Origin of the sequence: Allobaculum sp. JKK-2023 (genome assembly GCF_034745455.1) — a bacterium.
Lineage (GTDB): Bacteria > Bacillota_I > Bacilli_A > Erysipelotrichales > Erysipelotrichaceae > Allobaculum.
Map to the genome: position 1 here is coordinate 947,208 of NZ_JAYERV010000003.1, position 26,455 is coordinate 973,662.

The 26,455-nt window shown below is 45.0% G+C and carries 20 protein-coding genes and 1 pseudogene; 3 read left to right on the plus strand and 18 right to left on the minus strand.

Annotated features, from left to right (window positions below; all coding sequences use genetic code 11):
- Positions 1 to 84: 84 nt before the first annotated feature.
- Both U4956_RS03825 and U4956_RS03830 read left to right on the plus strand, forming a co-directional pair.
- Positions 85 to 1,092, plus strand: a complete 1,008-nt coding sequence (locus U4956_RS03825) for a phosphatase PAP2 family protein (protein WP_323089149.1) — start codon at positions 85 to 87, stop codon at positions 1,090 to 1,092.
- Between the two features lie 405 nt (positions 1,093 to 1,497).
- Entirely contained in the window at positions 1,498 to 2,247 is a 750-nt protein-coding gene (locus U4956_RS03830) for a glycerol-3-phosphate acyltransferase (protein ID WP_323089150.1), read from the plus strand.
- Positions 2,248 to 2,329: 82 nt separating this feature from the next.
- Here U4956_RS03830 and U4956_RS03835 read toward each other — a convergent pair whose 3' ends face one another.
- The 9 genes and pseudogenes from U4956_RS03835 to U4956_RS14385 form a co-directional block, all read right to left on the minus strand.
- Complete coding sequence (locus U4956_RS03835) at positions 2,330 to 2,632, minus strand: hypothetical protein (RefSeq protein ID WP_323089151.1); 303 nt, start codon at positions 2,630 to 2,632, stop codon at positions 2,330 to 2,332.
- A 51-nt stretch (positions 2,633 to 2,683) separates the two neighbouring features.
- Positions 2,684 to 2,872 carry a hypothetical protein gene (locus U4956_RS03840; protein WP_323089152.1) on the minus strand — a complete coding sequence of 63 codons (189 nt, stop codon included), beginning with the start codon at positions 2,870 to 2,872 and terminating at the stop codon, positions 2,684 to 2,686.
- 479 nt (positions 2,873 to 3,351) lie between these two features.
- Positions 3,352 to 4,146 (minus strand): hypothetical protein, encoded by a 795-nt coding sequence (locus U4956_RS03845; protein ID WP_323089153.1) that lies wholly within the window; start codon positions 4,144 to 4,146, stop codon positions 3,352 to 3,354.
- Positions 4,147 to 4,709: 563 nt separating this feature from the next.
- Positions 4,710 to 6,059, minus strand: a complete 1,350-nt coding sequence (eno, locus tag U4956_RS03850) for a phosphopyruvate hydratase (RefSeq protein WP_323089154.1) — start codon at positions 6,057 to 6,059, stop codon at positions 4,710 to 4,712.
- Between the two features lie 214 nt (positions 6,060 to 6,273).
- Positions 6,274 to 8,466 carry a peptidase U32 family protein gene (locus U4956_RS03855; protein ID WP_323089156.1) on the minus strand — a complete coding sequence of 731 codons (2,193 nt, stop codon included), beginning with the start codon at positions 8,464 to 8,466 and terminating at the stop codon, positions 6,274 to 6,276.
- A gap of 182 nt (positions 8,467 to 8,648) precedes the next feature.
- Entirely contained in the window at positions 8,649 to 9,062 is a 414-nt protein-coding gene (locus U4956_RS03860) for a metal-dependent transcriptional regulator (protein ID WP_323089157.1), read from the minus strand.
- Between the two features lie 259 nt (positions 9,063 to 9,321).
- Positions 9,322 to 10,431: a methionine adenosyltransferase gene (gene metK / locus U4956_RS03865; protein ID WP_323089159.1), complete on the minus strand. Its 1,110-nt coding sequence runs from the start codon at positions 10,429 to 10,431 to the stop codon at positions 9,322 to 9,324.
- A gap of 387 nt (positions 10,432 to 10,818) precedes the next feature.
- The gene (locus U4956_RS03870) at positions 10,819 to 11,478 is read right to left on the minus strand and encodes a substrate-binding domain-containing protein (RefSeq protein WP_323089160.1); all 660 of its coding nucleotides are present in this window, start codon (positions 11,476 to 11,478) and stop codon (positions 10,819 to 10,821) included.
- 51 nt (positions 11,479 to 11,529) lie between these two features.
- A pseudogene (locus U4956_RS14385) lies at positions 11,530 to 11,607 on the minus strand (LysR family transcriptional regulator); the annotation flags it as partial.
- A gap of 827 nt (positions 11,608 to 12,434) precedes the next feature.
- Here U4956_RS14385 and U4956_RS03875 point away from each other — a divergent pair.
- Positions 12,435 to 13,808 carry an IS4 family transposase gene (locus tag U4956_RS03875; RefSeq protein ID WP_323089161.1) on the plus strand — a complete coding sequence of 458 codons (1,374 nt, stop codon included), beginning with the start codon at positions 12,435 to 12,437 and terminating at the stop codon, positions 13,806 to 13,808.
- 357 nt (positions 13,809 to 14,165) lie between these two features.
- Here U4956_RS03875 and U4956_RS03880 read toward each other — a convergent pair whose 3' ends face one another.
- From U4956_RS03880 to U4956_RS03920, 9 genes are all read right to left on the minus strand, one after another.
- The gene (locus tag U4956_RS03880) at positions 14,166 to 14,438 is read right to left on the minus strand and encodes a hypothetical protein (RefSeq protein WP_323089162.1); all 273 of its coding nucleotides are present in this window, start codon (positions 14,436 to 14,438) and stop codon (positions 14,166 to 14,168) included.
- Between the two features lie 15 nt (positions 14,439 to 14,453).
- Positions 14,454 to 15,539, minus strand: a complete 1,086-nt coding sequence (locus U4956_RS03885; protein WP_323089164.1) for a hypothetical protein — start codon at positions 15,537 to 15,539, stop codon at positions 14,454 to 14,456.
- 906 nt (positions 15,540 to 16,445) lie between these two features.
- Positions 16,446 to 16,874 (minus strand): InlB B-repeat-containing protein, encoded by a 429-nt coding sequence (locus tag U4956_RS03890; protein WP_323089165.1) that lies wholly within the window; start codon positions 16,872 to 16,874, stop codon positions 16,446 to 16,448.
- 224 nt (positions 16,875 to 17,098) lie between these two features.
- The gene (locus U4956_RS03895; RefSeq protein WP_323089166.1) at positions 17,099 to 18,178 is read right to left on the minus strand and encodes a galactose/methyl galactoside ABC transporter permease MglC; all 1,080 of its coding nucleotides are present in this window, start codon (positions 18,176 to 18,178) and stop codon (positions 17,099 to 17,101) included.
- A gap of 19 nt (positions 18,179 to 18,197) precedes the next feature.
- Complete coding sequence (locus tag U4956_RS03900; RefSeq protein ID WP_323091447.1) at positions 18,198 to 19,730, minus strand: sugar ABC transporter ATP-binding protein; 1,533 nt, start codon at positions 19,728 to 19,730, stop codon at positions 18,198 to 18,200.
- A 197-nt stretch (positions 19,731 to 19,927) separates the two neighbouring features.
- Positions 19,928 to 21,049 carry a galactose ABC transporter substrate-binding protein gene (locus U4956_RS03905; RefSeq protein ID WP_323089167.1) on the minus strand — a complete coding sequence of 374 codons (1,122 nt, stop codon included), beginning with the start codon at positions 21,047 to 21,049 and terminating at the stop codon, positions 19,928 to 19,930.
- A 636-nt stretch (positions 21,050 to 21,685) separates the two neighbouring features.
- Entirely contained in the window at positions 21,686 to 22,117 is a 432-nt protein-coding gene (locus U4956_RS03910; RefSeq protein WP_323089168.1) for a hypothetical protein, read from the minus strand.
- Positions 22,114 to 24,090 carry a methionine--tRNA ligase gene (gene metG / locus U4956_RS03915; protein WP_323089169.1) on the minus strand — a complete coding sequence of 659 codons (1,977 nt, stop codon included), beginning with the start codon at positions 24,088 to 24,090 and terminating at the stop codon, positions 22,114 to 22,116. Before metG ends, U4956_RS03910 begins: the two co-directional genes overlap by 4 nt.
- A 478-nt stretch (positions 24,091 to 24,568) precedes the next feature.
- The gene (locus tag U4956_RS03920) at positions 24,569 to 26,368 is read right to left on the minus strand and encodes a PHP domain-containing protein (protein ID WP_323089170.1); all 1,800 of its coding nucleotides are present in this window, start codon (positions 26,366 to 26,368) and stop codon (positions 24,569 to 24,571) included.
- Positions 26,369 to 26,455 lie beyond the last annotated feature (87 nt).

Genomic DNA, 26,455 nt, shown 5'->3' on the forward strand with positions numbered 1-26,455 from the left:
TAAATTTTCAATTTGTATAGATTTCTTTCAACAATGTTGCAACTTGGTCGGATACAGTTCTTCAGAATTTGGTACCATAGAGACATGTATATAGATGAACGAAAATATATCTCCAGCAGCTGGCTGATCTGCGGACTGCTGCTTGGGATAGCCGGGCTGGCACTTGGAACCTTTTTCGACTTGAAAATTGACCAGCTGCTCTACCAGCCTGATGCCTCGTGGGCCAAATACCTGGCGGCTTTTGGTCCAGTCCCCGCTTTCTGGGGCATTGGAGCAGCTGGATGTCTGTTGATTGATGTTCTTCGGGATCGATCAATCTGGTGGCTTGGCTGGGGTGTTGGCTTTGTCATGCTGCTGGCCGGACCAGTCTATATGATCGACAGCCTGATGACAGAAATCGACATGAACTGGCTGGCTGCCTGGATCACCGGACTATTGGTCAGCGTTTTGCCAAGCGTGCTGTACGCAGTTTTGATGCGCAACACATCGGAGCAGGACAAGATCCAGTGCATCATCATCCTGCTGATTGTCTGTGTTGGAAGTATACTTGCCGTACAAGTACTTAAGCGCATATGGTATCGTCCTCGTTTCTTCTTACTGGAAAACAATCCGGACATTCCATTTACCCGCTGGTATCAACCGGATCGGGATGTCATCAATCAGTTTGCGGCTCTGTATGCCCAGGATCATGACTACTTCCGTTCCTTCCCCTCAGGTCATACCCAATCCATTACCTGCTTATTCTTATGGGCACTGATTCCTGTCTATACCCAGAAAGGCAGTGTCAACTTCACGATGGCACTTTCTTCTGTGGTCGTTCTTGTTGTAGCGATCAGCCGTATTTTCCTTGGCGTTCACTACTTATCGGATGTCAGCATGGCTTTCCTGATCACCTTCACACTCTTTGCGATCTGTGTCTGGGGCTTTGGCTTAAGCTGGCGTGGAATCCAGAAGAAATTCGGTGACGAAGACGAAGATGACTACGATGAATACGAAGATGAGTTCGAAGAAGAACCGGTTGAAGAACCAAAACCTTCCCGTCGCCGCCGCCGAAAAAAAGACTACGATGACGAAGATGAGGATGACGAATAAACAAAGTCCGTCTCTTCTCTTCCGCCCGTAATCTTTCAATCCATTTTAAACTTTGTTTCAAACCAGATGGTAAAAAGTCAGGCTTTCGAATCACTGCATTCGAAAGCTTTTTTCTGCTTTGTCTTTATGTTCTGCCATTCGCTCTTCTCTGCTCTGATTGCTCTGAGTTCATCAGACGTTTGCTTTTCCTGAAATTCATTACGTCCAGATTTAACAAATTAAATTCCCTTTTTCCTTCGTTTCTGATTTCTTTTACCGGCTTTCAGACGTCATTGACAGTCAAAAGCATCCGTAAAGGATATGATTTTCAAAGGAAAGGACTCAGTTGATTCATCCTTCTTGTCATATGCCGTAGCAAGCCTCAAAGTATCTGACAAGCAAAAAAAAGTGAAAGGGATTCGTTTTATGGATTTATTGTATTGCGTGGGTATCGGCTATCTGTTTGGCAACTTCATCACCGCTGAAATGGTTGGCCGGATCCACAACAAAAGCCTGTTTGAACATGGCTCCGGCAATCCGGGCATGACCAACACGCTTCATGTTTTAGGAAAAGGACCAGCCGCTCTGGTTCTTGGCGGGGATATTCTCAAGACCATTCTTGCAGTTGTCCTGTGTCGATGGCTGTTTCCATCGCAGGGAGCAATGCCCGCCCTGTATGCAGGTGCTGGTGTCATGCTTGGCCATTGTTTTCCATTCTGGCACCATTTCGAAGGCGGCAAGGGCGTTGCGGTACTGTGCTCGGCCTATATTCTATTTGCCCCAATTTATGGAATTATAGCTTTGGCCTGCGGCGGCATTACCCTTCTTCTCAAAAAGGGAGTGAAAGTGGCAGCAGCTGTCATTCCAACTGTTTTCTGTGTACTGATTGCACTGTTTCAGTTTTCCTGGGTCTCCCTCATTCCTTCTTTATTGATGGGCGGCCTGGAAGCGTATCTGAACCTGCGGCCAAACAAACTGATCGATGGCAAAGTCAATGAAGCCGCTCTTTCTTCCAGCAAATCGGCTTTCACTTCCCAGAAAGATCTGGAAACGAAGACAGAGGCTCCTGTCTGCGCAGAAACAGAAATCCTCGAAATTAAAACAGAAGAACCATCAACTCTTCAAAAACAGATTGAAAAGGCTCAGACTTCAAAAAATCGGCAGGCTGCTCACTAGCAGACCTGCCGTTTTCTTTCTGTAGAACAAAATCGTTATTATGAATAGAAATAGTTCTGACTATCTTCCTTATCGAAGTCTTTTATTGATCAACAATTTCAACAGGACGCCCCCCTGTTGAAGCGACCTGTGCGGCTTGTAATTGCTGGACCTCTTCAACGGGAAGATTAGCAATTCTGGCAATTTTCTCAATTGACCATTCTGACTCTTCCAATAAACGACCAGCAAACACTGCTCTTTCTTCTTCTTTTCCTTCTTCTTTTACTTCTTCAATAATTTTGCATGTCATTCGGATTTCCTCTGCCTCTTTCGGCTTCAGTCCAGTCCTGGCTGGATGACAATTCATATCTGCCTGATCTGCAGCCATGGTAAGCGCATCAATCAAAACGACTCGCTTGCCAGATCCAATAACGACTGGATTTCTGTCTTCTTGGACTTATCTCTTGGATTCGAGCTTTACTTTCAGTTTCCTGACTTTATCAACTGGAAGCTCAACAATTCTGGCAATTTTCTCAATCGGCCAGTCTGACTCGATCAATAAACGGCCAGCGATCTCTGCTCTTACTTCTTGTCTGCCTTCTTCTTTTCCTTCATTGAATACTTCCTCGATCATTTTGCATGCCATTACAATATCCCCTTTCCTTTTGGTTTTTCATCCTGACTGGAAGGCAATATATATTTGGCCGATTCATCTGCGGATCCATTCCTCTACCTGCGATAGACCGGCATCTTACGCTTCCAATTGAAACCGCTCCTTTCTTTGATATTTGCATATACGCAAAAGCCGAAGGCTTGTTTCACCGGGTCGAGTATTTTCTTTAACTTTCTGATTCCTTATTGCTGGAAATGAAGCATGAACATTGAATCTGATAACAGAGATCTTGCTCAACATGCTGGCAGCACCTGCCTTCAGCCCATGAAGGCAAAAATAAAGAAAATAAAAGACACCAACAAAGATGTCGATGTCTTCCTAAAATCCGAACTGTATTGTTGTTTTGAACACCTACATCCTTTTCAAGGATCAGCTCTTGTTCAATCATCAGTTCTTGTGCAATGATCTGGTATTTCGAATTTCTTGTTTTCATCTCGTGATAGCAGCTTTGATTACCAGTTGACCGCGATATCAAGCTGGGTATGGTTGCTCAGCGCAAAGGTGCCCGTGTCACAAACAATACCCATGCCAAGAGAAGTTGGAACCAAAGAGCCTCTTGGGCGGGTTGGCAGATGGGCAGCAACCATGACATAGTTGCCTAACATTTTTACTCCATCCTCGCGGACCCAGTAGCGGTCGGTATTGCCAATGGAGCGCATGATTTCAATGACGCCCTCCATTGGCAGATTGTAGTAGGTTTCCTTGCCGGAAGGACCCATGATGGTGCCGGCAGATGGATTGAGGACTTCTCCATTGTATTCGTAAGTGAAATCACCATCCGTCATAGCCAATGCGCGGGCTTCAATTTCGTCCATGGTCAGCCCATCTTCATCATCCTCCTCGCTGGAGGCAGGTCGGCTGGCATCGACTTTTTTTTGCGCCTCTTCACGGCGTTCCTGCTTCTGCGCGTCTTTTTCCTGTTCCTTGCGCAGACGATCTTTATCTTCATCGGAAATCGCCAGGCATTTTGGCTGAACATTGACCGAGCCATCATTAACTTTAACTTTTAAAGTTCCATCGACATTGGCTGCGACCAGGAGTCCTTCGCTATATTTTTCGACTTTTGCAGCATGCGCAATGCTGGATAAGTCGAGCTGATTGTTGACATGATCTTCTTTAAAGAGCACAGGGATTGAAAGTTTAGCTGATTCGGCTGCGACGGTTTCATTGGCCAGAATTGCTGAACTGGATTGAACAGCCATGAGCATCGCAAAGACAAGTCCCGAAAGTTTTGTTGTCCACTTCATCATATGTCCTCCTTTTCTGGATTGAGCGCCGCCCTTCCACTAAAAAAATCGGGAGGCGATCTGGAAACAGTCTATCAGACATAAACAACCAGACTCAACCAGTCAAAAGACTGTCCTACTGTAATTCTTACCAATTTCTTAAGAAAGCGGATAATTAATCCTATTCTACTCTTCTTTGAAGCGGTTTCTAAAATCCCTGTAATCAGAATTCACTGGCTATCCTAAGCAGTCCATAAATTAAAGAAAGATTAAAACCCTGATAGTTATGAGCATTTTAACCCTGGAAGAAAAGGTTGATTCTTCATCAATACGCCAGATTGATTCAGTTTTGAAGAGCTGCTTCTTTTTTAGAAATCACAAAACAGGCCATCTGTAAAAATGAACCATTTCTGCATTTGTCTTTAATTTATGAACAATAAACAGAAAATTTCAGGAACAATTTTGGAAGCTTTCAGGATTGTGCTTTGAACTCTCCTTCCCTGCCCGAAAAGAGTATTCGATTTAAAAAGGCATAGAAAAAGAGAAGATCGCGAGGACCTTCTCTTTCGAAGTCAGAGGAATACTTAGTTATTCTGTTTAGCCATGTCAGCTTCAACAGCAGCCATGTCTAACTGATAGAATGCGTCTACGCCTGGGTACTGAGCAATAGATACTGTTCCACGTTTGTTCAGTTCGTCTTCGATGCGCATTAAGCGGTTATACTTAGCGATACGGTCAGTTCTGGACAGGGAACCTGTTTTGATCTGGCCAGCGTTTGTACCAACGGAGATGTCAGCGATTGTGGAATCTTCAGTTTCGCCGGAACGGTGAGATACAACTGTTGTGTAGTTGTGTTTCTGAGCCAGTTCGATTGCATCGAATGTTTCAGTTAAAGTACCGATCTGGTTAACTTTGATCAGGATTGCGTTTGCGATACCTTTAGCGATACCTTCTGCAAGGATCTTTGGATTGGTTACGAACAGGTCATCACCAACCAGCTGGATACGTTTGCCAAGAGCGTCTGTCAGTTTCTTCCAGCCGTCCCAGTCACGTTCGCCAAGACCATCTTCGATGGAGATGATTGGATATTTTTCAACCCATTCTTTGTACATTTCGATCATTTCATCGGAAGTCTTGTTTCCGCCGCCGGATTTCTTCAGTTCGTACAGACCAGTTTCGTGGTTGTGGAATTCAGAAGCAGCAACGTCCATAGCGATCATGATATCTTTGCCAGGAACATAGCCGGCTTTTTTCGTTGCTTCAACGAGCAGTTCGAGAGGTTCTTCGTTTCCGTCTACACAGCTTGGAGCGAATCCACCTTCGTCACCAACGTTTGTGTTGTAGCCTTTAGCTTTCAGAACGGATTTCAGGTTGTGGAATACTTCAGCAGCCATCCGTACAGCTTCTTTTTCGGAAGTAGCACCAACTGGCATGATCATATATTCCTGGAAGTCAACTGTGGAGTCGGCATGGCTTCCACCGTTGATAACGTTGCACATTGGAACTGGCATTACATGAGCATTGCATCCACCAACGTAGTTGTAGAAAGGAATGCCATAGTAGTCAGCAGCAGCCCATGCAGCGGCCATGGAAACTGCCAGAGTAGCGTTTGCACCAAGGTTGGATTTGAAATCTGTTCCATCCAGTTCGAGCATTGTTTTGTCGATCAGGATCTGGTCAGTTACATCCATACCGATGATAGCAGGAGCAATTTTTGTGTTTACGTTTTCAACAGCTTTCGTTGTTCCTTTTCCAAGGTAACGAGTTTTGTCACCGTCGCGAAGTTCGAGAGCTTCTCTTTCACCAGTAGAAGCACCACTTGGTACCATAGCGCGTCCGTAAGCACCGGATTCAGTTGTAATTTCGCATTCTACAGTAGGATTTCCACGGGAATCGAGGACTTCACGTGCGTAGACGTCCGTAATAATAGGCATGTAATATTTCCTCCTTTGCCTTCTATACGGCGTAATTATATCACAGTGGCTTTTGCTTTCGCGAACGACTATGAAATTCCGGTCAGTTTCCTTTTCCATAATCAATTTATCGCTTACCTTTCGGTTTTCATAGCGCCGTATACCTGAGGCTCTGCTTTGGTAAAATTGCATCGAAACGATCATGATTTCAGGAATGAATAGAATTGAAATTGTTTTAAACCAGCTGATTGTCAGCGCTCAATTCTTTTTTGAATTGTTCCCTTAATTTCCTGGATTCTTCGGCATTTTCATCCGTGAGCACCATCCGGAAACTCTCAATGCCAAGGTCTTTGTATTCCGGGATTTCATCGATGGTATCGATTGGATGTTCATCAAAGATCTGCATCCGGCAGTCTGGATTGCCATACAGAATAGCCGTCTTGCCGTCCTTGCCTTTGAGGGTGTACCGATTCTGCCGGCACAGACTGCAGTTGGTGCGGCTTCCATCTTTTAAGGTCGTATTCACCGGACAGTGTTTCATCAACATCAGTCTTGGTTTTTCATAGACGGTCTGCATGATTGGTGCATCAAAGCCATACCGTTCTTTGAAGGCTTCCAGCATCTCCCTGCGGCCTTTATCGGTAATTTCATAAGACAGAACTGCGCCATCGTAACCAAGCTCCAGTAAGGCAGCCAGAGCGTAAGAGTTGGTGATGTTCATGCTTTCAACAATTCGGCCTTTGCCTAAATGATCGGTGAACAGTCCTTCATCCTTGTACAGCGATGCCCTATGGACAACATCCTTGAATGGAAATTCACTGACCTGCATCAGGCCATCGTCCAGGCTCTGATCTTTGCGCATGATTTCGACAATGTTTGGCATAGGCGATGGTTTTTCTGGGTGGAAATCATAATCGAGTACGCGAAAAGGTTTTGGCTGCAGGCGCAGAGTTTCCAGCTCATCGAGAGCCTGGCGTCGCATGTCATTAAGCACCTTGGCCGGCAGGAAGGCCTGCTCGGGCAGGTGGAGAATGACTGTATTGATATATGCCCAGGTATTCCCGGTCTTCGTCAGCGATTTTTCAATCTGCTCCTTGCTTGTCGGAGCCGTCTTGGCTTCCTGCAGTTTGGGGCCATCGACCGTCACGGTATGTTCACCATCTTTTGCGATTAAGCGAAGCGGACTTCCAATCGCATCCGCTTCGAGCGTAAAGGAAACTGGCGCCTGGGGATGAACCTTCTTGATCGCATTTTCGACTTCCTTATGCATCACGAAGCTGGATGTACGGCGAACTTCGGCATGCGGCGGGACATGGCCGCTGACTTTGACTTCAACTACATCGCCAGCTCTTGCTTTGGAGATCAGTTTTCCTTTGCCATCATAAATAAAGTTGGCATTGCCACCCGTAGACTGCATGCCCTGCACAAAACGCAGCCCATCATTCTGAAAAAGATCCTGATCCAGTTTGATTTTGACTTTGTCCTTATTCTGACCAAGAACCTTGCCAATGGGTACTCCCTGATGGTTGCTTGTGACCGGATTCATCAGATCCAGACCAGTCTTTTCAAAGGTATGGCCAAGGGTATAGCCGCGGTTAAAAGCTGTCTGCATGGCGGTGATATCCTCTTTGGTCAGTTTTTTGCCATTAACGCCTTTGCGGGCCGCGCTGACACTTTCATAAACATATTCAGGGGATTTCATCCGCCCTTCAATTTTAAGTGAATACACGCCGGCATCGACCAGTTCGGAGATATTACGCACTAACGAAAGATCACGCGGTGAAAGCAGGAATCGTCCCTGAGCTTTGACTGGCTTGCCATTTTCTTCGAGGGTGTATTCCATGCGGCACGGCTGGGCGCAGGCCCCTTTGTTTCCTGAACGATTATAGCGGACCTGCGAAAACCGGCACTGTCCGGAATAGGAAATACATAAGGCACCATGAATAAACGCTTCCAGTTCCATTCCGGTTGCGGCACAGGCTTTAATTTCATCTAACGTCGCCTCGCGGGCCAGAACAACGCGCGAAACCCCAAGTTTGCGCAGCTGTTCAATCTGATAGGGTGTTGTCACTGATAACTGCGTGGAGGCATGCAGTTCCAGATCTGGAAGCCGATGGTGAAGCAGATGAATCAGGCCGAGGTCCTGAATAATCAGCGCATCCGCCCCCATCTCATTAAGGGCTTTGGCGTATTCAAACGCCTGTTCCATCCGGTCTTCTTCGATCAGCGTATTCATCGTGATATAGATCTTTTTTCCAGCCAGATGCGCCTGTTCAATGACTTTTCGTGCTTCTTCAAGGGAAAAGTTTTTGGCAAACGCTCTGGCACCAAATAAAGGCAGCCCGAAATAAACGGCGTCGGCACCTGCCGCAAAAGCGGCATCTAAAGCTTCCCGATTACCGGCCGGGGCTAGAACTTCTGCATTCATAAATTCAAAATTCTCCTGGGATCCTATGGATCCTGTCGTTATTGATTCTCATGTAAGTCTAGATTGATTGTATGGAATTTTGGTCAGGCAAGGCACTTGGATGAACTGAAGATGGTCCGAAGAACATTAAAAGCCACCTGAAAAATCAGTACAAAAAACGACATGCAAAAAAAGCAGACGGTTTATTCTGATTTTTCCGTCTGCTCTTTGTCCTGGTTTTTGTAAAATTGACGAATAGCCTGAAACGTCTCTTCCGAAATCACATGCTCAATCCGGCAGGCATCTTCCTGGGCAGTATCCAGATCCACGCCAATGCTGGTCAGCATATCTGTAAAGAAAACGTGTCGCTGATAAGTACTTTGCGCAACCTCTTTTCCCTTCTCAGTCAGAAGCAGAAATTTGTTTGGGGTCACTTCCAGCAAGCCTTCTTCAGCAAGCATTTTCACTGCATGCGAGACAGAAGGTTTGGAAAATCCTAAGTGACTGGCTACATCCACACTGCGAACGTGCGGCAGCTGGCTGGAAAGAACGAGGACTGACTCAAGATAGTCTTCTACGGATTCCGTCAGCTTCGGGTCTTTTTTATCTGGTTTCATACGTTCAGTGTAAAGATTTCCGGAAGTTAAGTCAATCTAACTAATGCATACAATCGATCGCTGGACTGTTTCTTGTGTATCCAGGCAGAATCTGCATTCATTTTGCGAGAATTGCTGCCTGATTGTAGTTCTTGTTGTGTCTAGTGAACGACTCAGTCATTGAATGGCCGAGGATTCCCGCTCCATGTCCTTAAAAACCTATCTAGCATCAACGCCCGACAGGATGAAAATTCGTAACAGGATATTAAATGCGCAAACCTTAGCGTTTTAATTCTTTAATTTTTTCCCACGGCAGTTCTGGATCGCCAAAGTGTCCATAGTTTGTGGTGCGGGCATAAATCGGACGTCTTAAATCCAGTTCTTCGAGGATATTGCCAACTTCAAAGTTGAAGTTCTTTTTGACGATATCCATGATTTCTTTGTCACTGACCTTGCCCGTGCCAAACGTATCGACAAGGATGGAAACAGGTTCTTTGCGGCCGATCGCATAGGAAACCTGAACTTCTGCTTTATCGGCCAGACCGGCTGCCACCAGGTTTTTGGCTACCCAGCGTGCATAGTACGCAGCGGAACGGTCAACTTTGGTTGGATCTTTAGAAGAGAAACAACCACCGCCAATGTGCCCCATGCCGCCATATGTATCGCAGACAATCTTACGGCCGGTGGTTCCGGAATCTCCAAAGGATCCGCCCACCACGAAAGAACCGCTTGGGTTGATGAAGTATTTGGTCTTGTCATCGAGCATATTGGCTGGAATGACAGGTTTAATGACTTCTTCCATCACCAGTTTTTTCAGATCATCCTGGGAAAGATCTTTGGAATGTTGAGTGGAAAGAACAATCGTGTCAATGCGCACTGGCTTGTCATCTTTATATTCAACAGAAACCTGCGTCTTGCCATCTGGTTTTAAAAGATCTGGATGTTCTCTTCTGACTTTGGTCAGCTGGCGGGAAAGCATGTGGGCATAATAAATGGGAGCCGGCATGAATTCTTCCGTTTCATTGGTGGCATACCCAAACATGATGCCCTGGTCTCCGGCTGCAACTTCCAGCTTGCCATCTTCCGTTTTGTTAACGGCATTATGGATTTCAGGAGACTGTTCATTGACAACAGTCGTAACGTGATATTCTTCAGGATATCCAATTTTTTTGAGGACATCCTTGGCAATTGTTTCGTAGTCAATACTGGCCTTGGTATTGGCTTCTCCATATACAAGAATAAAGTCATCTTTGATCGTCGCTTCAACAGCCATATTGGAATTCGGATCCTGGCGCAGAGCTTCATCCACAATAGAATCCGCAATCAGGTCGCAGACTTTATCAGGATGCCCTTCAGTAACCGACTCACTGGTAAAAATATAGTCTTTCATTAATTTTCTCCTTTAAAAAAAAGCATACCGAAGTATGCTTAGAAAACATGTTCTAGCGCTTCGTATCTTCGTCAGCTGGACCACCTTACGTGAGGTTGGTGCAGGATCACAGAGCTGACTCTCTAACCTGCTCTTTATACTTGTTACGACTATTTTCCTTGCCATTATAAGGCAAGTTATCCAGTTGTTGCCGGACAATGCACCGTATCTGTCTGACTCTTCCTTAAAATACTTCGGAATAGTCCGACTTGGCTAAAGTCGACTTCATGGAAGCGGTCTGCTTTTTTACAAAAACGATTCTGCGATGATCCACACCTTGTTTACACCTCTTATTCGGAGGCTATTTGCTGCGATTCTGTTTTTTCTGGGCTTCGAACTTCTCTATCCCTAAAACTGTTCCAGGAGAATTCTGGCAAAAGCTTCCAGCGAAGGGATGGCCTTTTCCTTTTTCCAGAACAGGCAGCAGTTTTTATAAACCGGGCTGCCATCGCGAATCAATGGCAGACGGCTTACGGTTGTATCGAACCAGGCACTCCCCTCCACAACATCCACTGGTAAATACGCCTGAGCGCCTAAGATCAGCAGCCTTGCTTCTGGTAATGAAGAGGCAAAGACAAATGGCGAGCGAATCTGAACCACCTGTCGGTAATATTGTTTCTCGTTTTCCTGCGATTTTGGACTGGCCACCAGAATACAGTTCATATTTTCCAGATCATTGAGATCAATCTGCTCTTTTTGAGCCAGAGGATGACTGGCCGCGATTTCAATCTGGATCTGGCTTTGAGCCAGGATAATGTTTTTGTAGGTATCTGAAAAAGCCCGCCGCTGGTCATTGATGGCCAGATCAATGCTCCCCTCTTCCATGCCCAGATACAGCTCTTCATGCGAGCCAATGGTAATCGAAAGTGAAACATCCGGATAAATCTGGCCAAACTTTGCAATTGCCAAAGAGAGCTCATCGATCTGGATGCCGCTGAAACAGCCGATCCGTAAAGCTTCCTGCCTGGGTCTGGCAATCTCTCTGGTTTTTTCAACCGTCTTATCCATCTGTCTGCGCAGCTTCAAGGACTGTCCATAAAAATAATTGCCAGCCGGCGTCAGGGAAAACGTTCGGTTATGCCGCTCCAGCAGCTCGACACCCAGCTCGGCTTCCAGTTTTTTGATCTGCTGAGAAATGGCGGACTAGGAAACATGGCAGACATCAGCGGCATCATAAAAGCTTCCTGTCTGCACAACCGCCTGAAAATATTCCATCTCTTTGGGAAACATCCTCTTCTCTCCTTGACTCTTTTCCTGATTGATCTGATGAACTTCTGTTTCTGTATCTTTCCTGAACGTTGTCTTTCACTCTTTTCGAAAGATCTTTCCATGTTATTTCTTTGATTCTTCCATCTCCATTATCGATCAGTTTTACTTATCAATTCAAGAAGAAATCGGAATTGTTCGCCTGTTTGATAAGTGATTCAATAGAGGTGTCAAAAAAAAATGCGAAACCAAAAGACACATAAAACCAAAGACACATAAAACCAAAGACACATAAAACCATAGAAAGCCCTGATCAACGAAGGAATCACATTCAAAAAGCTGCCGTTGAGAGTATTTTCTCAACGGCAGCTTTTCTTATTTTCTTTTCTAACGACCGTTCAATGTCATTTAGCTTAGTTTTTGTCCACCATCCGTGTAGGCTCTTATGCAAATAGCGTGTTTAGTCATTGTGACTATTATAAACGATAGTTATTACTACTAATGACAATAACCCAAAACGTGATAGCTAAACTCATCTCAGATTAGGTAATGTTATTTAATCAACAGCATGAATGATTCCAGCTTATTCATTCACCAGGATTATCAGTGTTAAAAACTACATTTGCGTAAGAGCCTCCGTGTACAGATGGTGGATTTTATGTTTTCTGGTTTAACGAAAATTAACTTTGACAATAACTCCATAATTATCTAAATTAATCCTTATCACGTTGAAAACATAACTTTATAAGGAGGAAAATATGGCAACTAAAGTTACTTCGCCGTCCGTGATTTATCAAAAATTCATGAAATCCCTTGAGGAATTTGCCTACAAACAGGAGAAGATTCTTGCTTCTGAAACAGGAGCTTTCTCACGCAATCATTATCGATCATCAAAAATAAACTTGTTCCATTTCCTGAATACATCCATTATCGGGAATGGGGCAACACTCTCCGATTTGTCCATGAACTATTTCGGCATGGGCAGTGTAAGACCATCTGCTTCAGCACTTGTTCAGACAAAAACCAAAACTCCAGTCAGCGTATTTTTAGCACTGCACAAAGCCATATTGGCACTTTGTTACATGGATAAAAAATATAAAGGGCTAAGGGTAATAGCCTTTGATGGAACCAATGAACCTGTTGCGCCAAATGAAGATGAACCTGACTACATCATTTATGCCAAGAACAAGGAAACCATCATCCGGGCCGGTATTCACATTAACGCTGCCTATGACGTACTTAATGACAAATATCTAGCCATCGTCACTCAAGACCAGAGGTCCAAAGACGAACGGGCCGCTGCTATGAAAATGGTCAAGGAGATTCACGAAGCTTATCCTGGCGAGACATTTCTCTTTGTCATGGACAGAGGGTATTTTTCTTATCCATTGTGTAAGCTTATTGAATCCTTAGGGCACAAATACCTCATACGTATGAAAGAACGAGAGTATAGCTGCCTGACTTATACACAGCTTGACCATACAGAAGACCAGCAGATCAGCCGCATTCTTACCCACCACCAAAGAAAAGAGGAAAAAGAAAACCCCCAGATGAAATACCTGGTCAAAAAATCAATGAGACAGATTGATCAAGAATCTGAATTTATTGATTTTGACTGCAGGGTGGTAGCTATCGAGATTGGCGACAACGTCTGGGAAGGACTGATTACCAATCTGGATGAAGCAGAATTTCCTCCGGAGGCTCTTGGATTTATTTACCACCTAAGGTGGCGAATCGAGCAGAGTTTCTCCTGGCTTAAATATGGAATAGGAATGAAACGTATCCACTCGATAAAAGCAGAATACATCATTCAGGAGATTTATTCATCCCTTATCTTCTACAATCTGGTTTCCGAGATCAAAAAGTGTGTTCTTGAATCATCCCAATCAGATAACAAAGAAGAGAATCAGACAACTTATGAATACCAAATCAATACAACTAAGGCGATACGGGCTATCAGGAACACGTTCACCCCGAAGTGGACGAAGAATCGAACGATTCGTCAAATTACAAAAGCGGAGTTTCAGGCTCTGACTGAGGAGCTGCTCAGAGAAAAACTACCTGTTCGACCAGAGAGGAGCTTCAAACGAAATCTCCATCCCAATCGTTTGATATGGTTCACTTACCGATAAGTGCGTTATACGCGCATTTAATGAATGTTATGTGCTTGTTAATTTCTTAAAAGCAGCTCTTATCAAAGAGTTGTTTTTAGTGCACCTATTTGGACGAATACATCCAGATTAATCAATATATTTTGTGCTTATTTGGTGCATATGAATGGATGAGGACCGGATTCAGTCTCGATCATTCACTTTGTCTTCAATTTTGAGACAAAGTTTAAAGTCATATTTTTCTAGCTAAATGACATTGAACGACCGTTAGAATCGATTGAGCTACTTGGTTTACGGGCAGACTGAAGAGCACTCAATCTCAAGTACAAGCATTTTAATAATCCCTACTATTTCGAGATTTGGGAATGGACCAAGTTATCACCTTTTGATTTTTTCTTCTTTGGTCCGGGAGTAGATAAGTCTATTCATAGCATCCTCATCCATGCCGCTTTTCTTCAATTCACGCAGCTGTTTCTTCAATTCACGCAGCTGTTTCTCTGCTTCACGCGCACGTCTTTCGGATTCGTTCAGCTGTTTTTTGGATTCGTTCAACTGCTTCTCCATCTCATCAAATTGTCTCATCTGTCTGTCTGAGAAAAAATTGAGACCGTCTACGTTTTTAATTTCCTGTTTTTCAATGGTTGTCAGCATGGTTAAATCGTTTTTTTATTTTTCTTCCTCTGTCCAGGAGTAGATGAGTCTATTCATAGCATCCTCATCCATGCCGCTTTTCTTCAATTCACGCAGCTGTTTCTTCAATTCACGCAGCTGTTTCTTCAATTCACGCAGCTGTTTCTCTGCTTCACGCGCACGTCTTTCGGATTCGTTCAGCTGTTTTTTGGATTCGTTCAACTGCTTCTCCATCTCATCAAATTGTCTCATCTGTCTGTCTGAGAAAAAATTGAGACCGTCTACGTTTTTAATTTCCTGTTTTTCAATGGTTGTCAGCATAGTTAACCCACCTTTCTCTTCTAAGAATTTGATTTTTTCAGCCTGATTCGGATTACGGAAAAGCATGCCCATATATAAAGCGGGATTGACAAGCGATTGACTATTCATATCCTTATCCATAGCCTGATCGTAATCATCGCCAATGAAAATCATGGTGATATCCAGTTCGTGCTGGAAAGCAAGAGCATACGGCAGCATATCTTCTGAAAGTTCATCGAGAAGAACCATTTTTGCATCCTGTCCCTCGATTCTTAACATAAATTCATCGCTATGCAGGTGAATTCGAAGGGAGTGACTCTTTTTTCCTGCAAATGGGAAAATCCAGATGGAACGAACCGGCGTCATTTGCTCATAATTATCGTTTTCAAATCCTGCATCGTCGCTGTTCTTCTGGGATGAGAAAAGACGACTCACATAATAAATCGTACGGTCCACGATTTTTTGAATGGAAATATGATTCTGAATTTCAATATTCAAAAGCATGATTTCCTTGCGGTCATTATGCAGATGACTGAGGTAATCAAAACGGACAGTTCCAGAACTGTCGGTATCTTCAACAGAGGTATGAGCCATTTTCTGATGAAGAACATCGGAATCGAACAGGAACGGACGGGAAGGATCACTGATTAAGCGAATGATTTCTTCAATGGAAAGACTTCCGCATTCTTCTGGATTGGCAAACTTTGCGATAAAAGCCGGAAATAATTTGAATTGAAGAATCAGCTTAATCCATCTATCAATCCATGGTTTTGGAAAAGCCAGATATTTTGCAGGTTCGGAAAGTGAGTTTTTATCGGGCACGGTATCCTCCTTTTTTTAGAATAACAAGTTTTTATTCAAATAAGTACTGGCACAAGGCTATCTTTTTATCTCAATCGTATTCTGAATATTTTCTATCCACAATCAGCTCTTCAATATTCTTTACCTAAAGAACTGTTGAAGTGGTCCTAAATCCGAGGACCACACAAAAAGCCAATGGGATGGAATTCTGATTTATGTTTTTGTAATTTAATTAAGTTTGTTTCCGTCATGCAGATCGGCCAGATCGCGTGAAAATATAAATTTCTACAGGAACGATTGCAAACGATGCAATCCTGCTGTAAATCCAGAAATATGATTGGTGCCTTCTCGTGTAATGACTCCTTTCATAGGTCAAGTATAAAACAGGCCCTGCGACTTTTCAAATATCTACGCAAAATTTACGCATAATTTGATTTTACAGCCCATATTTTCCTTATTCGGTGCCCATACTTGGCATTTGCTGACTTGCTCCTGCTTTGAGTTGACCTGAACTACTCGGTCATTGAATGGTCAAAGATTCCCGATCCATGTTCTGAAGAATGGGGTCTGAAGGTCTTTAGACGATAACGCCCTGAAATGCAGTACTAATAAAAATGGGATAGTGAGTTTCGGGACTATAGATAAAATATAAAATATGCTTTAACTAAAGAATATATTTTCAACTAATCTACAAATAAGTTATTTAATTGTTAGCTATTTTACCTTAGTCATATTATGACTAAGGTAAAATCCCGCATATTAATTAATTTAGCTTACTCACAACGACTTCAATATACTGCACTTAAAGTTATCTATATTCTGCTAGTATGTATCTTCTCGGGGTATATATTCGCTTTTTTAGTTCTGAAAATGTGGGAGTTATCGTTTAGATTTGCCTTGCTAAACATTTTGCGTTTAAGTCAGTCCTTATTTACTTGGACTCCAGCAGGCATACAGTTCCATTGCCTGCTCAACCTGCAAACCGAATTCAACAGGAATCTGACAAGCTGGATCCATAGCCCAGCCCTCAAAGCTGTATCCCTGGCGCGTTGGCTGTTCTGGCTTACTTAACGGTTCCAGATACTTATATGTCTGCTCAGAGACGTCGGAACCGCCTTGCGAACTATAACGGACCGAAAAGCCCTCAGACTGACTGCCCCAAACAGCCAGAAAGACCAGCGCAATCAAACCACCAATGATCACCATGGATAAGGTTTTTACCGGGACATTCAGGTTTTTGTACAGACCGCCATCTTTTTGGATTTTGGAGGGAGATCCGGGTATTGTTTTTTCTTCCACTGCTGGTTTCGGTTGAAGGATTGGTTTGTCTTTGGGTGCTGGAGAGTTTAGATTCATTTTTATTCCTCATTTCTATCTGTAATGCTTCAGTTTCTTGTCTTTCGGTTTTGTGATCATCACTTTTGGCTGCCACTAAAACCAGCAGTCATCAAACCCTTTTGTGAAAATCTGCTTTCTCATCCGCTTTATATCTGAAAATTTATACCTGAAAAAGCAGACTTCTTAATCCGAACAAAAAAACAGCCCGAACAAAAAGGCTCAGGCTGAATAAGGACTTGAAATTATTTCTTCGTAAGGTATTTTCGCATATCAATTGCACAGGCTACCAAGATAATCAGACCCTTGATGATGTACAGATAGTTCTGGTCAACCTGCATGTAGTTCAAGCCGGTAAAGATGATCTGTAATAACAGAACACCAATCACAATGCCGGAGATACGGCCAGTACCACCGACGAAGGAAACGCCACCGATAACACAGGCAGCAATGGCGTCACATTCGTAGTTCAGACCCGTATTGGCGTTAACTGAAGCGATACGTGCACCATCGATAAAGCCGGTTAAGGCGTACATGATCGCGGCAAGAACGAAAACCATAATGATAGTTTTTGATACGTTTACGCCGGATACCGTTGCAGCTTCTTCGTTGGAACCAACCGCAAACATATTTTTACCAAAGGTGGTTTTGTTCCAGATGACCCACATGACAGCAACCAGGATTACGGCATACAGAACATAGAATGGAATTTTTGCGGTTGCGCTTAAGGAGAGCAACGTTCCATTGACGATGTTTCGATAGACCGGGTCAAATCCGGACAGCGTCTGACCGTTGTTAGTCCCAAGTTTGAGGTAGATCAGGATAAGACCATAAGTGATCAGCTGGGTAGCCAGGGTCACGATAAAGGGATGCAGCTTGAATTTTGCCACAGAGAACCCATTCACAAAACCGATGCATCCGCACACAGCCATCGCAGCCAGTAAAGGAACGATAATAGGAAGTGGTTCTAACCCTGGGAAAATACGGTTGTTGGTAATGGACATGGATGCAATGATTACCGCAGCCAGACCAACCATACGACCGGCTGAAATATCGGTACCGGTCAAAACGATACATCCACCGATTCCAAGCGCGATGGGCAGTTTGGAAGCCGTCAGGTTGATGATGTTGACGATTGAGTTAATCGAAAAGTACTTTGGTTCTTTGATGCCGATGAAAATCACGGCGATCAGAATGATGATGTACATGGCGTTGTTGAGCAGCAAAGATCCAATCGCCCGACGTTTGTCGGTTGGGTTCATCGCCTTGTACTCGTCCAGCCAGATTTGCATCCGGTTTTTCTTTTTTGTCTGAGTTTCTGACATGATGATTCCTCTCTAATTCTTATACGTATTTGGCAGCCAGAGTCATAATTTCTTCCTGGCTGGTCTTGTCAGCATCGACTTCGCCAGCCAGGCGCCCGCCTGACATGACTAAGATGCGGTTGCACACACCAAGCAATTCCGGCATTTCGGAAGAGACCATCAAAACCGTTTTGCCCTGATTGGCAAGGTTGCTGATGAGCTCATAAATTTCATACTTAGCGCCTACGTCAATCCCGCGCGTCGGCTCGTCAAGCAGCAGGATTTCCGGTGTGGTCAAAAGCCAGCGTCCGAGAATGACTTTCTGCTGGTTTCCTCCTGACAAGGTGGAGATTTTGGTCTGCTGGCTAGGCGTTTTGATGCGCATCGCCCTGATTGACCAGTCGGTATCTTCCTTCATTTTCTTGTCGGAAAGAAGACCATACTTCACGTATTTTGGCAGGTTGGAAATGGTCGTATTGGCATTGATATCCAGAATTCCAAAAATCCCTGTTGCCCGGCGTTCTTCCGTCAGCAATGCAAAGCCATTTTTAACGGCTTCTTTTGGGGTTTTAATCTTGATTTCTTTGCCATGAAGTTTGAGAGTTCCTTCTTTGCGGGTGGCAACGCCAAAGATGGTTTCAAGCAGTTCCGTCCGTCCTGCCCCATCCAGACCAGCCACACCGATGATCTCGCCTTTGTGGGCTTGGAAGGAGACATCATGCAGTTTGGAGTACATTCCGCTCAAGTGTTCAACTTCAAGCGAAATTTCATCTTCGACTTTGTTTGTTTTGGGCGGGAACCGGTTGGTCAGTTCTCGTCCGACCATCAGTTTGATGATCTTGTTCATGTCCATATTTTCGACAAATTCTGTGGCCACCCACTGACCATCACGCATAACGGTGATCTCATCGGAGATGCGCAGAATTTCGTCCATCTTGTGTGAGATGTAAATGATCGCCACGCCGCGATCTCGCAGCATGTTGATAATCTTGAACAAATGTTCAACTTCTTCTTCCGTCAGTGAGGAAGTCGGTTCGTCAAAAACGATGACCTTGGAGTTGAAGCTGACCGCCTTGGCAATTTCAACCATCTGACGCTGGGCGACTGGCATGGTAGACATGATGGTTTTTGGATTGACATCAATTTCGAGGTTTTTAAAGACCGCCTGGGTATCTTTGTACATTTTGGCCTCGGAGACCAGACCGAATTTAGTCGGGTAGCGTCCTAACCAGATGTTGTCCATGACCGTGCGCTTGAGCGCCTGGTTCAGTTCCTGATGCACCATGGCCACTCCATTTTCGAGGGCTTCTTTGGAGTTGGTAAAGTTGACTTCCCCGCCATCAAAGACGATGGTTCCGTCATCCTTGGAATACACCCCGAACAGGCATTTCATCAGAGTGGACTTGCCAGCCCCGTTTTCGCCCATCAAAGCGTGAACGGAACCTGCGCGCACATTGAGGGAAACGCCATCAAGCGCTTTTACGCCTGGAAATGACTTGCTGATGTTTTTCATTTCCAGAACAACGGGATGGGCTTTCTGCCAGGTTTCATCATGAACGGTCGTATTCTTCATGCCAGCCTGTGTTACAGGGCTGGCTGTTTTGGTTTCCTGATTCATGAAACTTCCTTTCTGTATTCATCTGTCCAACAACTGCTGGATTCAGATCATGACGGCCTTCTGATCATCAAAAGACCGCCATGATCTGAAATCAGCCACGGATGTCCGTGGCTGATCAGATCAGATATCAAGAGTAAATGGAATGACTGGAATTAGTCAGCTTTGTATTCGGAATATGGAATGTTAATACGCCATGTACCGATGACATTGTCAGCATCCAGCTCAGCAAATTTGTCGCTGCCGTTGAGCATGTTCTGAACCATCTGGCAGATTGCAGCAGCCATGCCTTCGCCATCCTGCTTAACGGTACCAGTCATTTTGCCTTCATCGATTGCCGTTTTTGCATCTTCAAGCGCGTCAACACCGAAGATTGGAATGGTTGTTGTGCCATCGCCATTGTTGTAGCCGGCATTCTGTAATGCGGACAGAGCACCTAGAGCCATACCATCGTTGTTGGCAATAACCAGCTCGATCATGTCGCCATTTTCTTCGTTGTACTGAGACAGAGCGTTCTGGACGATATCCGTTCCCTGGGCAGAAGACCATGCGCCATCTTTATCCAGTTCGTATAAGGTTGGAGCATCGCTCTTGTAATAAACGAGCTCGTCGTGGCCTTCGGCAGTTAATTTCGCATTTGCATTTTCTACACCGTACTGGGTACGAGCATCAGCTTCAGCGTTTCCTTCCTGGCCCTTGAGCATGATGTAGGAGATCGCGCCATCGCCATTCAGGTCAACGGTGTCATAGTTGGCATTGAGGTAGTCACCAACCATGTCACCCTGCATTTTGCCGGCCATTTCATAGTCAGTGCCTACGAACGCAGCATTGTCGTAAGCCGTGATGACTTCTTCGTCAACGGAACGGTTGAAGAAGATAACTGGGATTCCAGCCGTTTCTGCCATATCGATGATGTTCTTGGCAGCATCCTGGCTGGCTGTGTCAACGAGATTGACAACGAGGCATTTGGAACCTTTAGAGATTGCAGTCTGAATCTGTTCAGTCTGTGTCGTCTGGTTGTTGCCGCCATCGTAGTCGTTGTAGACTAAGCCGGCATCGGACAGATCTTTGTCCAGAGCAGCGCGGACAGTGGAGATGTAGTCATCACCGAATGTGTAGTAGAAAACAGAAACTTCACCTTCGCCGGAACTTGCAGCGCCAGAAGTTGAATCTGCAGTACTGGAAGCTGTGGAAGAATCAGAGCTGCTGGAGCAGGCAGCCATGGACAGCGCCATCGCACCAACCATCATTGTTTTGTAAAGTTTGTTAAATTCCATAGTACGTTCTGTACCCTTTCTATACCCTCTTTATCAAAGAGAACGCGGTTGCGTTTTAATTACACCCGAATGATAACATAGGGTTTTATTGAATACAATGAATTTTGGTAGGGTTTTCAATTAAATTTTAGTAAAATTATCGACGCTTATCCCATCATTTTACCATTTTGTTTTAGTAATCTTATTCCCTTCATTTTTCAGGAATTTGGCTGGATTTATACGAAAGGAGTAAACATTCACAGATTTTACTGACAGATTTCCCGAACTGACCAATCCACCACTTCCCTTTCCGTTTCACTCCTGCCATTGAAAGCCTGTGAAAAGGTTATCATTTTTGGATTCTATATTATCTATAGATGTAAGCGCTTCAACCTGTTCCTATTTATTATCATCCAGATAGCAATAAAATCGAATCCCTCATTGGTGAAAATTATGGGAAGCCTGTTTCAACATTCTGGACTTCCCCACCTGAAAAAAGACCAGTCCCCCGCCGGGGAAACTGGTCTCTATTACTTGTACATTTAAAATTTCTTTTCTTTTCAAAAACGGACAGGTTTCACCCCAAACGGATGAAATCAAATCCTGCAACGGACTCTGATCTTTTTTGAAGAAGGCGTGCTTCAGAAATCTGCATGCTCAGGATTTCGGCGACGGGCTCTGAGAAGAATTCAAATCTGGGATTTTCGTCTGCTTTGGCGGCTGGCCAGGCCTGGAAGAATCGGGATTCTTTGCTTTTTTCTCATCCAGTTCAGCTTCCATGGCCCGCATCATTTTGGATTGACCGAAGCGGCGCATGAACGCCTCTTCCCATTCATCCATTGGATATTCACCTGAATCCTCTTCGTCTTCTGGTGAAAGATCCAGACTCAGATCCATCGGTTCTTCATTTTCATCCTGCTGGGAAATCACTCTGGAAAAAATCCAGGCCCGCAGCAGTCCATAGACAAAAATGCACACCCCAAAAACTTTCAGCCAGGTTTCCGACCACATCCACCCAAACGCTGCCAGCAAAACACCTACCGAAGCGATCTGCAGCTGGGTAAAGAGAACTTTCTGGCGGGGATTCATCGAATTGTCGTGCCTGGAACGACCGAATCATCGAGGAAGACCACTCTTGGTCCTTCCTTGCCGGTTGTACAAAGCAGCATTCCCTGGCTTTCGACCCCACGAAGTTGAGCTGGTTTGAGGTTGGAAACCACCATAACCATCTTGCCGATCAGATCTTCTGGTTTATAGGCTTTGGCAATTCCGGAAACAATCTGACGAGGAGCCTCTTCGCCAAGATCAACCGTTTCGACTAACAGCTTGTCAGCATCTGGATGCACTTTGGCATCGAGAATTTTGCCGGCCTGTAAAGTGACTTTGGCAAAGTCGTCGATTTCGATTGGGGCAGCGGGTTCTTTTTTCTTTTTCTTCTCCGCTTTTTTCTTGGCCTTAGCCGCTTTCTGATCCACTTTTTCGTCATTGATTTTGGCTTCTTTAGCAAATTCTTTTGGATCAATGCGTTTGAACAAAGGTTCTACGCTCTTGGCTACATGACCACCCTGTTCGAGCAGACCGAACGTGCGGGCAGAATCAAGAGAGCGTTCATTGGTATTGAGAGCATCCAGCATTTTTTTGGATGTTTCAGGCATGAAGCTTTCAAGCAGAACACCGGCAATGCGCAGGCTTTCAAGCAGATTGTACAGAACCGTTTTCAGACGATCCGCTTTTTCTGGATCTTTAGCCAGTTTCCAGGGTTCGGTTTCATCAATATATTTATTGGAACGACGAAGCAGCGTGAAGATTTCATCGAGAGCTGCGCCAACCTGGAAAGCGTCCATTTTTGCCTCCATATTGGTGATGGCTGCAGCGGCCACTTCTTTCAGTTCCTGATCAACAGGTTCTTCAACCTCTGGATTTTCGATGGCGCCATCGAAGTATTTATTTGACATGGCAATGGTGCGGGAAAGCAGATTTCCTAAGACATTGGCCAGATCAGAGTTGATGCGTTCAATGATCAGATCCCAGGTAATGGTTCCATCCTGGGCAAATGGCATTTCGTGCAGGCAATAGTAGCGGACAGCGTCCACGCCGAATTCGTCGACGAGTTCTTCAGCATAAATCACGTTGCCTTTGGATTTGGACATCTTGCCATCACCAATCAGCATCCAGGGATGACCGAAGACTTTCTTGGGCAGCGGCAGACCTAAGGCCATTAAGAAAATTGGCCAGTAAATGGTATGGAAGCGCAGAATGTCCTTACCGATAATATGAGTCGCCGGCCAGTATTTCTGGAAAGCTTCTGGCTGTTTTTCTAAAGGCAGATCCGGATCATACCCCAGTGAGGTAATATAGTTGGTCAGCGCATCCAGCCATACATAAACAACGTGACGATCATCAAAATCAACCGGAATTCCCCAGCTGAAGGATGTACGGGAAACGCACAGATCCTGCAGGCCGGGTTTGAGGAAGTTGTTGATCATTTCATTTTTGCGGCTTTCTGGCTGAATAAAATCAGGATGCGTTTCAATGTACTCCATCAGACGATCGGCATATTTCTGCATATTGAAGAAATACGCTTCTTCCTTGGCTTTATGAACAGGTCTTCCACAATCTGGGCAGTTGCCGTCAACCAGCTGGGATTCAGTCCAGAACGACTCACAGGGCGTGCAATACCAGCCTTCGTATTCCCCTTTATAAATATCGCCCTGCTCATACAGTTTCTTGAAGATTTTCTGCACAGCTTTGACATGGGGCTGATCGGTTGTACGGATGAAATAATCGTAGCTGGTGTTCATCAGATTCCAGTTGGAACGGATCTGATCGGAAATGTTATCCACAAATTCCTGGGGGCTTACACCCGCTGCAGCGGCTTTTTCTTCGATTTTCTGGCCGTGTTCATCGGTTCCAGTCTGGAAGAACACATCATAGCCCTGAGCCCGTTTAAAACGGGCGATGGCATCACTGAGAATAATTTCGTAGGTATTGCCGATGTGAGGACGACCGGATGTATAGGCAATCGCCGTGGTTAAAAAATAAGGTTCTTTCTTTGGATCCATGCGGACCACCTCTCTTTTCTTTTCTATCGTCAAGCTCACCTTTCCCCTTTCCTTTTTGTGATTTCTCTTTTGGTCTCTCAAATCCAGGCCAAAAGAACACAATCCAGTTTTCATCCTGAAAAATTCAGTCAGTCGCAGACAAAGTCTGCCCAGGAAACGAAACATGAGCTTGTTAGGAACATTGTTATTCTTTCACAAAAGAGTCCAGATTCCGATTCTGCCTCTTTGGCAGCTTTCCACTTTTTAGCTTTTTAGCTTTTTAATGCCCGCTTCCTGTTTGTCTATCTGCTTTATCAAGAAAAGCACGAAGACAAACCGGGCGCAAAGCGCAAAAAAGCGCCGCCAGGGCGAATCCAGATCTGTTGTGAATCCGAACAAAATTCTATCATACTTTTCTGGGGAAGACGGCACTCCAAAGGCACCTTGACAAATCCGCAAAAAAAGCCGTCAGTTTTCGACGGCTTTAAGGGTTTGTTGTTCAGGATTGACGGACGGCGCGGGTAAAAATCGAAACAAACTGCTCGCCTTTCGGGGTGGCCGTGGTGACGCCAAGCTGACGATCCGGCTTGCACATCCCATGGTAATCAGATCCAGCCGTGATGAAGAGTTTTTCATCGTTCACCAGAGCCAGCAGGAACGCTTTAATCCGATCTGAGTTATTGGGTGCAAAGACTTCAAAGCCGTCAATTCCGCCTTCCAATAAAGCGGTGATGACATCATTGGAAATCTCATCGAGCCGCCAGCCGGACAGAATGGCCATGCCGCCAGCTTTATGGATCGCATCAATGACTTTGATCGCCCCTGGATATTCAGTGCGCACTTCACACTTGCCGCCTGGACCAAAGTAGTCTTTACGAAAGTGTTCGCGGGCTGCTTTTTCGTCTGGATACTTCTGTAGGTATTGGGCAACGGCCGGCAGATCTCTTGCCTGATCCGTTTCAAAGACCAGGTCCGTCAGTTCACGCGGTTTGAGAATCTTGAAGCGTGAATTAGCCAGCAGGGAATCCGTATCGATTTTCAGGCCAGCTGCTTTTTCAAGGGCTGTAATCCGGGCCTGAGAGACATCTTTTTCGCGTTTGAGTGACAGACGCTCAACGCCATCAAAAAACGGATCATTCCAGTTGATGTAATAGCCAAGAATCCGTACCCGCTCTCCATACAGCTGGCAGTCGATTTCAACGCCAGGAATGTATTTGATGTGATACAGCTTGGCAAAGTGCAAGGCCAGCGCATTGGCTCTGGCATTGTTATGGTCGGTGATGGAAATGACTTCCATATGATTGGCTTGAGCCTGCTGGAAAATTTCCTCGACTTCAGCATCCGAATCATCCGAGAAGTTGGAACGAATGTGCAGGTCAATCTTAGAGATTTCCGGTTTGGGCTGCAAAGGTTCAACCATCTGAACAACCGGGCTGGAACCCTCTTCAGACATATTGCGGTGCTGCTTTTTCTCACTGGTTTTTTCTTTGTCTTTGGCCTTTTCTTTCTCTTTGGTTTTGTCTTTGGTCTTTTCCTTGCGACCTTTTTTGGGCTTGGCTGTCTCTTCTTTCGAAATTTTGGAAGTCGGTGCAGCCGGGGCCACAGCAGGGGTAGATTGTCTGCGGGCGGCGGAGGAAAGCACCTGGGCTGCGGCTGGATCGGCCGGGGCTGGCAGAACTTCCTGCTGTCCTTTCTGGTCTATTTCCGTTGGCTCTTTGACTACCTTCATCTCATAGCGCGGTGTGTAGACGTCAACCAGATTGAAAACCCAGTCAAAAATAGTCTGCTGGCGGGGCGAAAGCAAGACAACCAGTGCCTGGGCTCCCCACCAGGCAAAAATGCCAAAGAAGGAGAAAAAATAGCCAAATAACATCAGCGGAATGCCAAAGCCAAACAACTGGCGCAAGACCAGGCGAATGGCCGAAGCTGGCTGTTTATCGGCCCGGACCAGGCGCATCCCTATGTACTGGCATCCCCAGGAGCGGCCGCCATGCGCTGCGGTATAGAGAGGAAGCATGATGCAGCTCGTCAAAAAGAGCAGACCATACATCAGATAAAACAACAAGTCAAAAAATGCGGGTGGAATAACGCCAGTTAAGATCAGGATGAACTCCACCCCCCACAAATACACTGGGGTCAGACAGATATTCAGATCGATCAGAAACGCGAACAGGTGATTGGTGTAATCCGTAAAATCCCTGCCCAGATAGACGGCTTTTTTATAGCCTTCTTTCTGGTAGAGTTCTTCTTCTTTGACCCGTCGCGCCCGTTCGAGTTCTTTTTTTGAGTTTTGTCCCATAGAACCTCCTTGTCTTCAGACGAGTATCACTGTCATCAAAATCATCAGTTAAAACAAAAAACCGCTTTACAATCTCGAAAAAGTCCG

What these genes read in the sequence shown, in the direction of transcription:
- U4956_RS03905 (WP_323089167.1), bottom strand. Translation starts at nt 21,049, where the DNA reads ATGGAATTTAACAAACTTTACAAAACAATGATGGTTGGTGCGATGGCG.
- eno (WP_323089154.1), bottom strand. Translation starts at nt 6,059, where the DNA reads ATGCCTATTATTACGGACGTCTACGCACGTGAAGTCCTCGATTCCCGT.
- U4956_RS03880 (WP_323089162.1), bottom strand. Translation starts at nt 14,438, where the DNA reads ATGCTGACAACCATTGAAAAACAGGAAATTAAAAACGTAGACGGTCTC.
- U4956_RS03825 (WP_323089149.1), top strand. Translation starts at nt 85, where the DNA reads ATGTATATAGATGAACGAAAATATATCTCCAGCAGCTGGCTGATCTGC.
- U4956_RS03860 (WP_323089157.1), bottom strand. Translation starts at nt 9,062, where the DNA reads ATGAAACCAGATAAAAAAGACCCGAAGCTGACGGAATCCGTAGAAGAC.
- U4956_RS03870 (WP_323089160.1), bottom strand. Translation starts at nt 11,478, where the DNA reads ATGGATAAGACGGTTGAAAAAACCAGAGAGATTGCCAGACCCAGGCAG.
- U4956_RS03920 (WP_323089170.1), bottom strand. Translation starts at nt 26,368, where the DNA reads ATGGGACAAAACTCAAAAAAAGAACTCGAACGGGCGCGACGGGTCAAA.
- U4956_RS03895 (WP_323089166.1), bottom strand. Translation starts at nt 18,178, where the DNA reads ATGTCAGAAACTCAGACAAAAAAGAAAAACCGGATGCAAATCTGGCTG.
- U4956_RS03875 (WP_323089161.1), top strand. Translation starts at nt 12,435, where the DNA reads ATGGCAACTAAAGTTACTTCGCCGTCCGTGATTTATCAAAAATTCATG.
- U4956_RS03890 (WP_323089165.1), bottom strand. Translation starts at nt 16,874, where the DNA reads ATGAATCTAAACTCTCCAGCACCCAAAGACAAACCAATCCTTCAACCG.
- metK (WP_323089159.1), bottom strand. Translation starts at nt 10,431, where the DNA reads ATGAAAGACTATATTTTTACCAGTGAGTCGGTTACTGAAGGGCATCCT.
- U4956_RS03845 (WP_323089153.1), bottom strand. Translation starts at nt 4,146, where the DNA reads ATGAAGTGGACAACAAAACTTTCGGGACTTGTCTTTGCGATGCTCATG.
- metG (WP_323089169.1), bottom strand. Translation starts at nt 24,090, where the DNA reads ATGGATCCAAAGAAAGAACCTTATTTTTTAACCACGGCGATTGCCTAT.
- U4956_RS03840 (WP_323089152.1), bottom strand. Translation starts at nt 2,872, where the DNA reads ATGGCATGCAAAATGATCGAGGAAGTATTCAATGAAGGAAAAGAAGAA.
- U4956_RS03855 (WP_323089156.1), bottom strand. Translation starts at nt 8,466, where the DNA reads ATGAATGCAGAAGTTCTAGCCCCGGCCGGTAATCGGGAAGCTTTAGAT.
- U4956_RS03910 (WP_323089168.1), bottom strand. Translation starts at nt 22,117, where the DNA reads ATGAATCCCCGCCAGAAAGTTCTCTTTACCCAGCTGCAGATCGCTTCG.
- U4956_RS03900 (WP_323091447.1), bottom strand. Translation starts at nt 19,730, where the DNA reads ATGAAGAATACGACCGTTCATGATGAAACCTGGCAGAAAGCCCATCCC.
- U4956_RS03830 (WP_323089150.1), top strand. Translation starts at nt 1,498, where the DNA reads ATGGATTTATTGTATTGCGTGGGTATCGGCTATCTGTTTGGCAACTTC.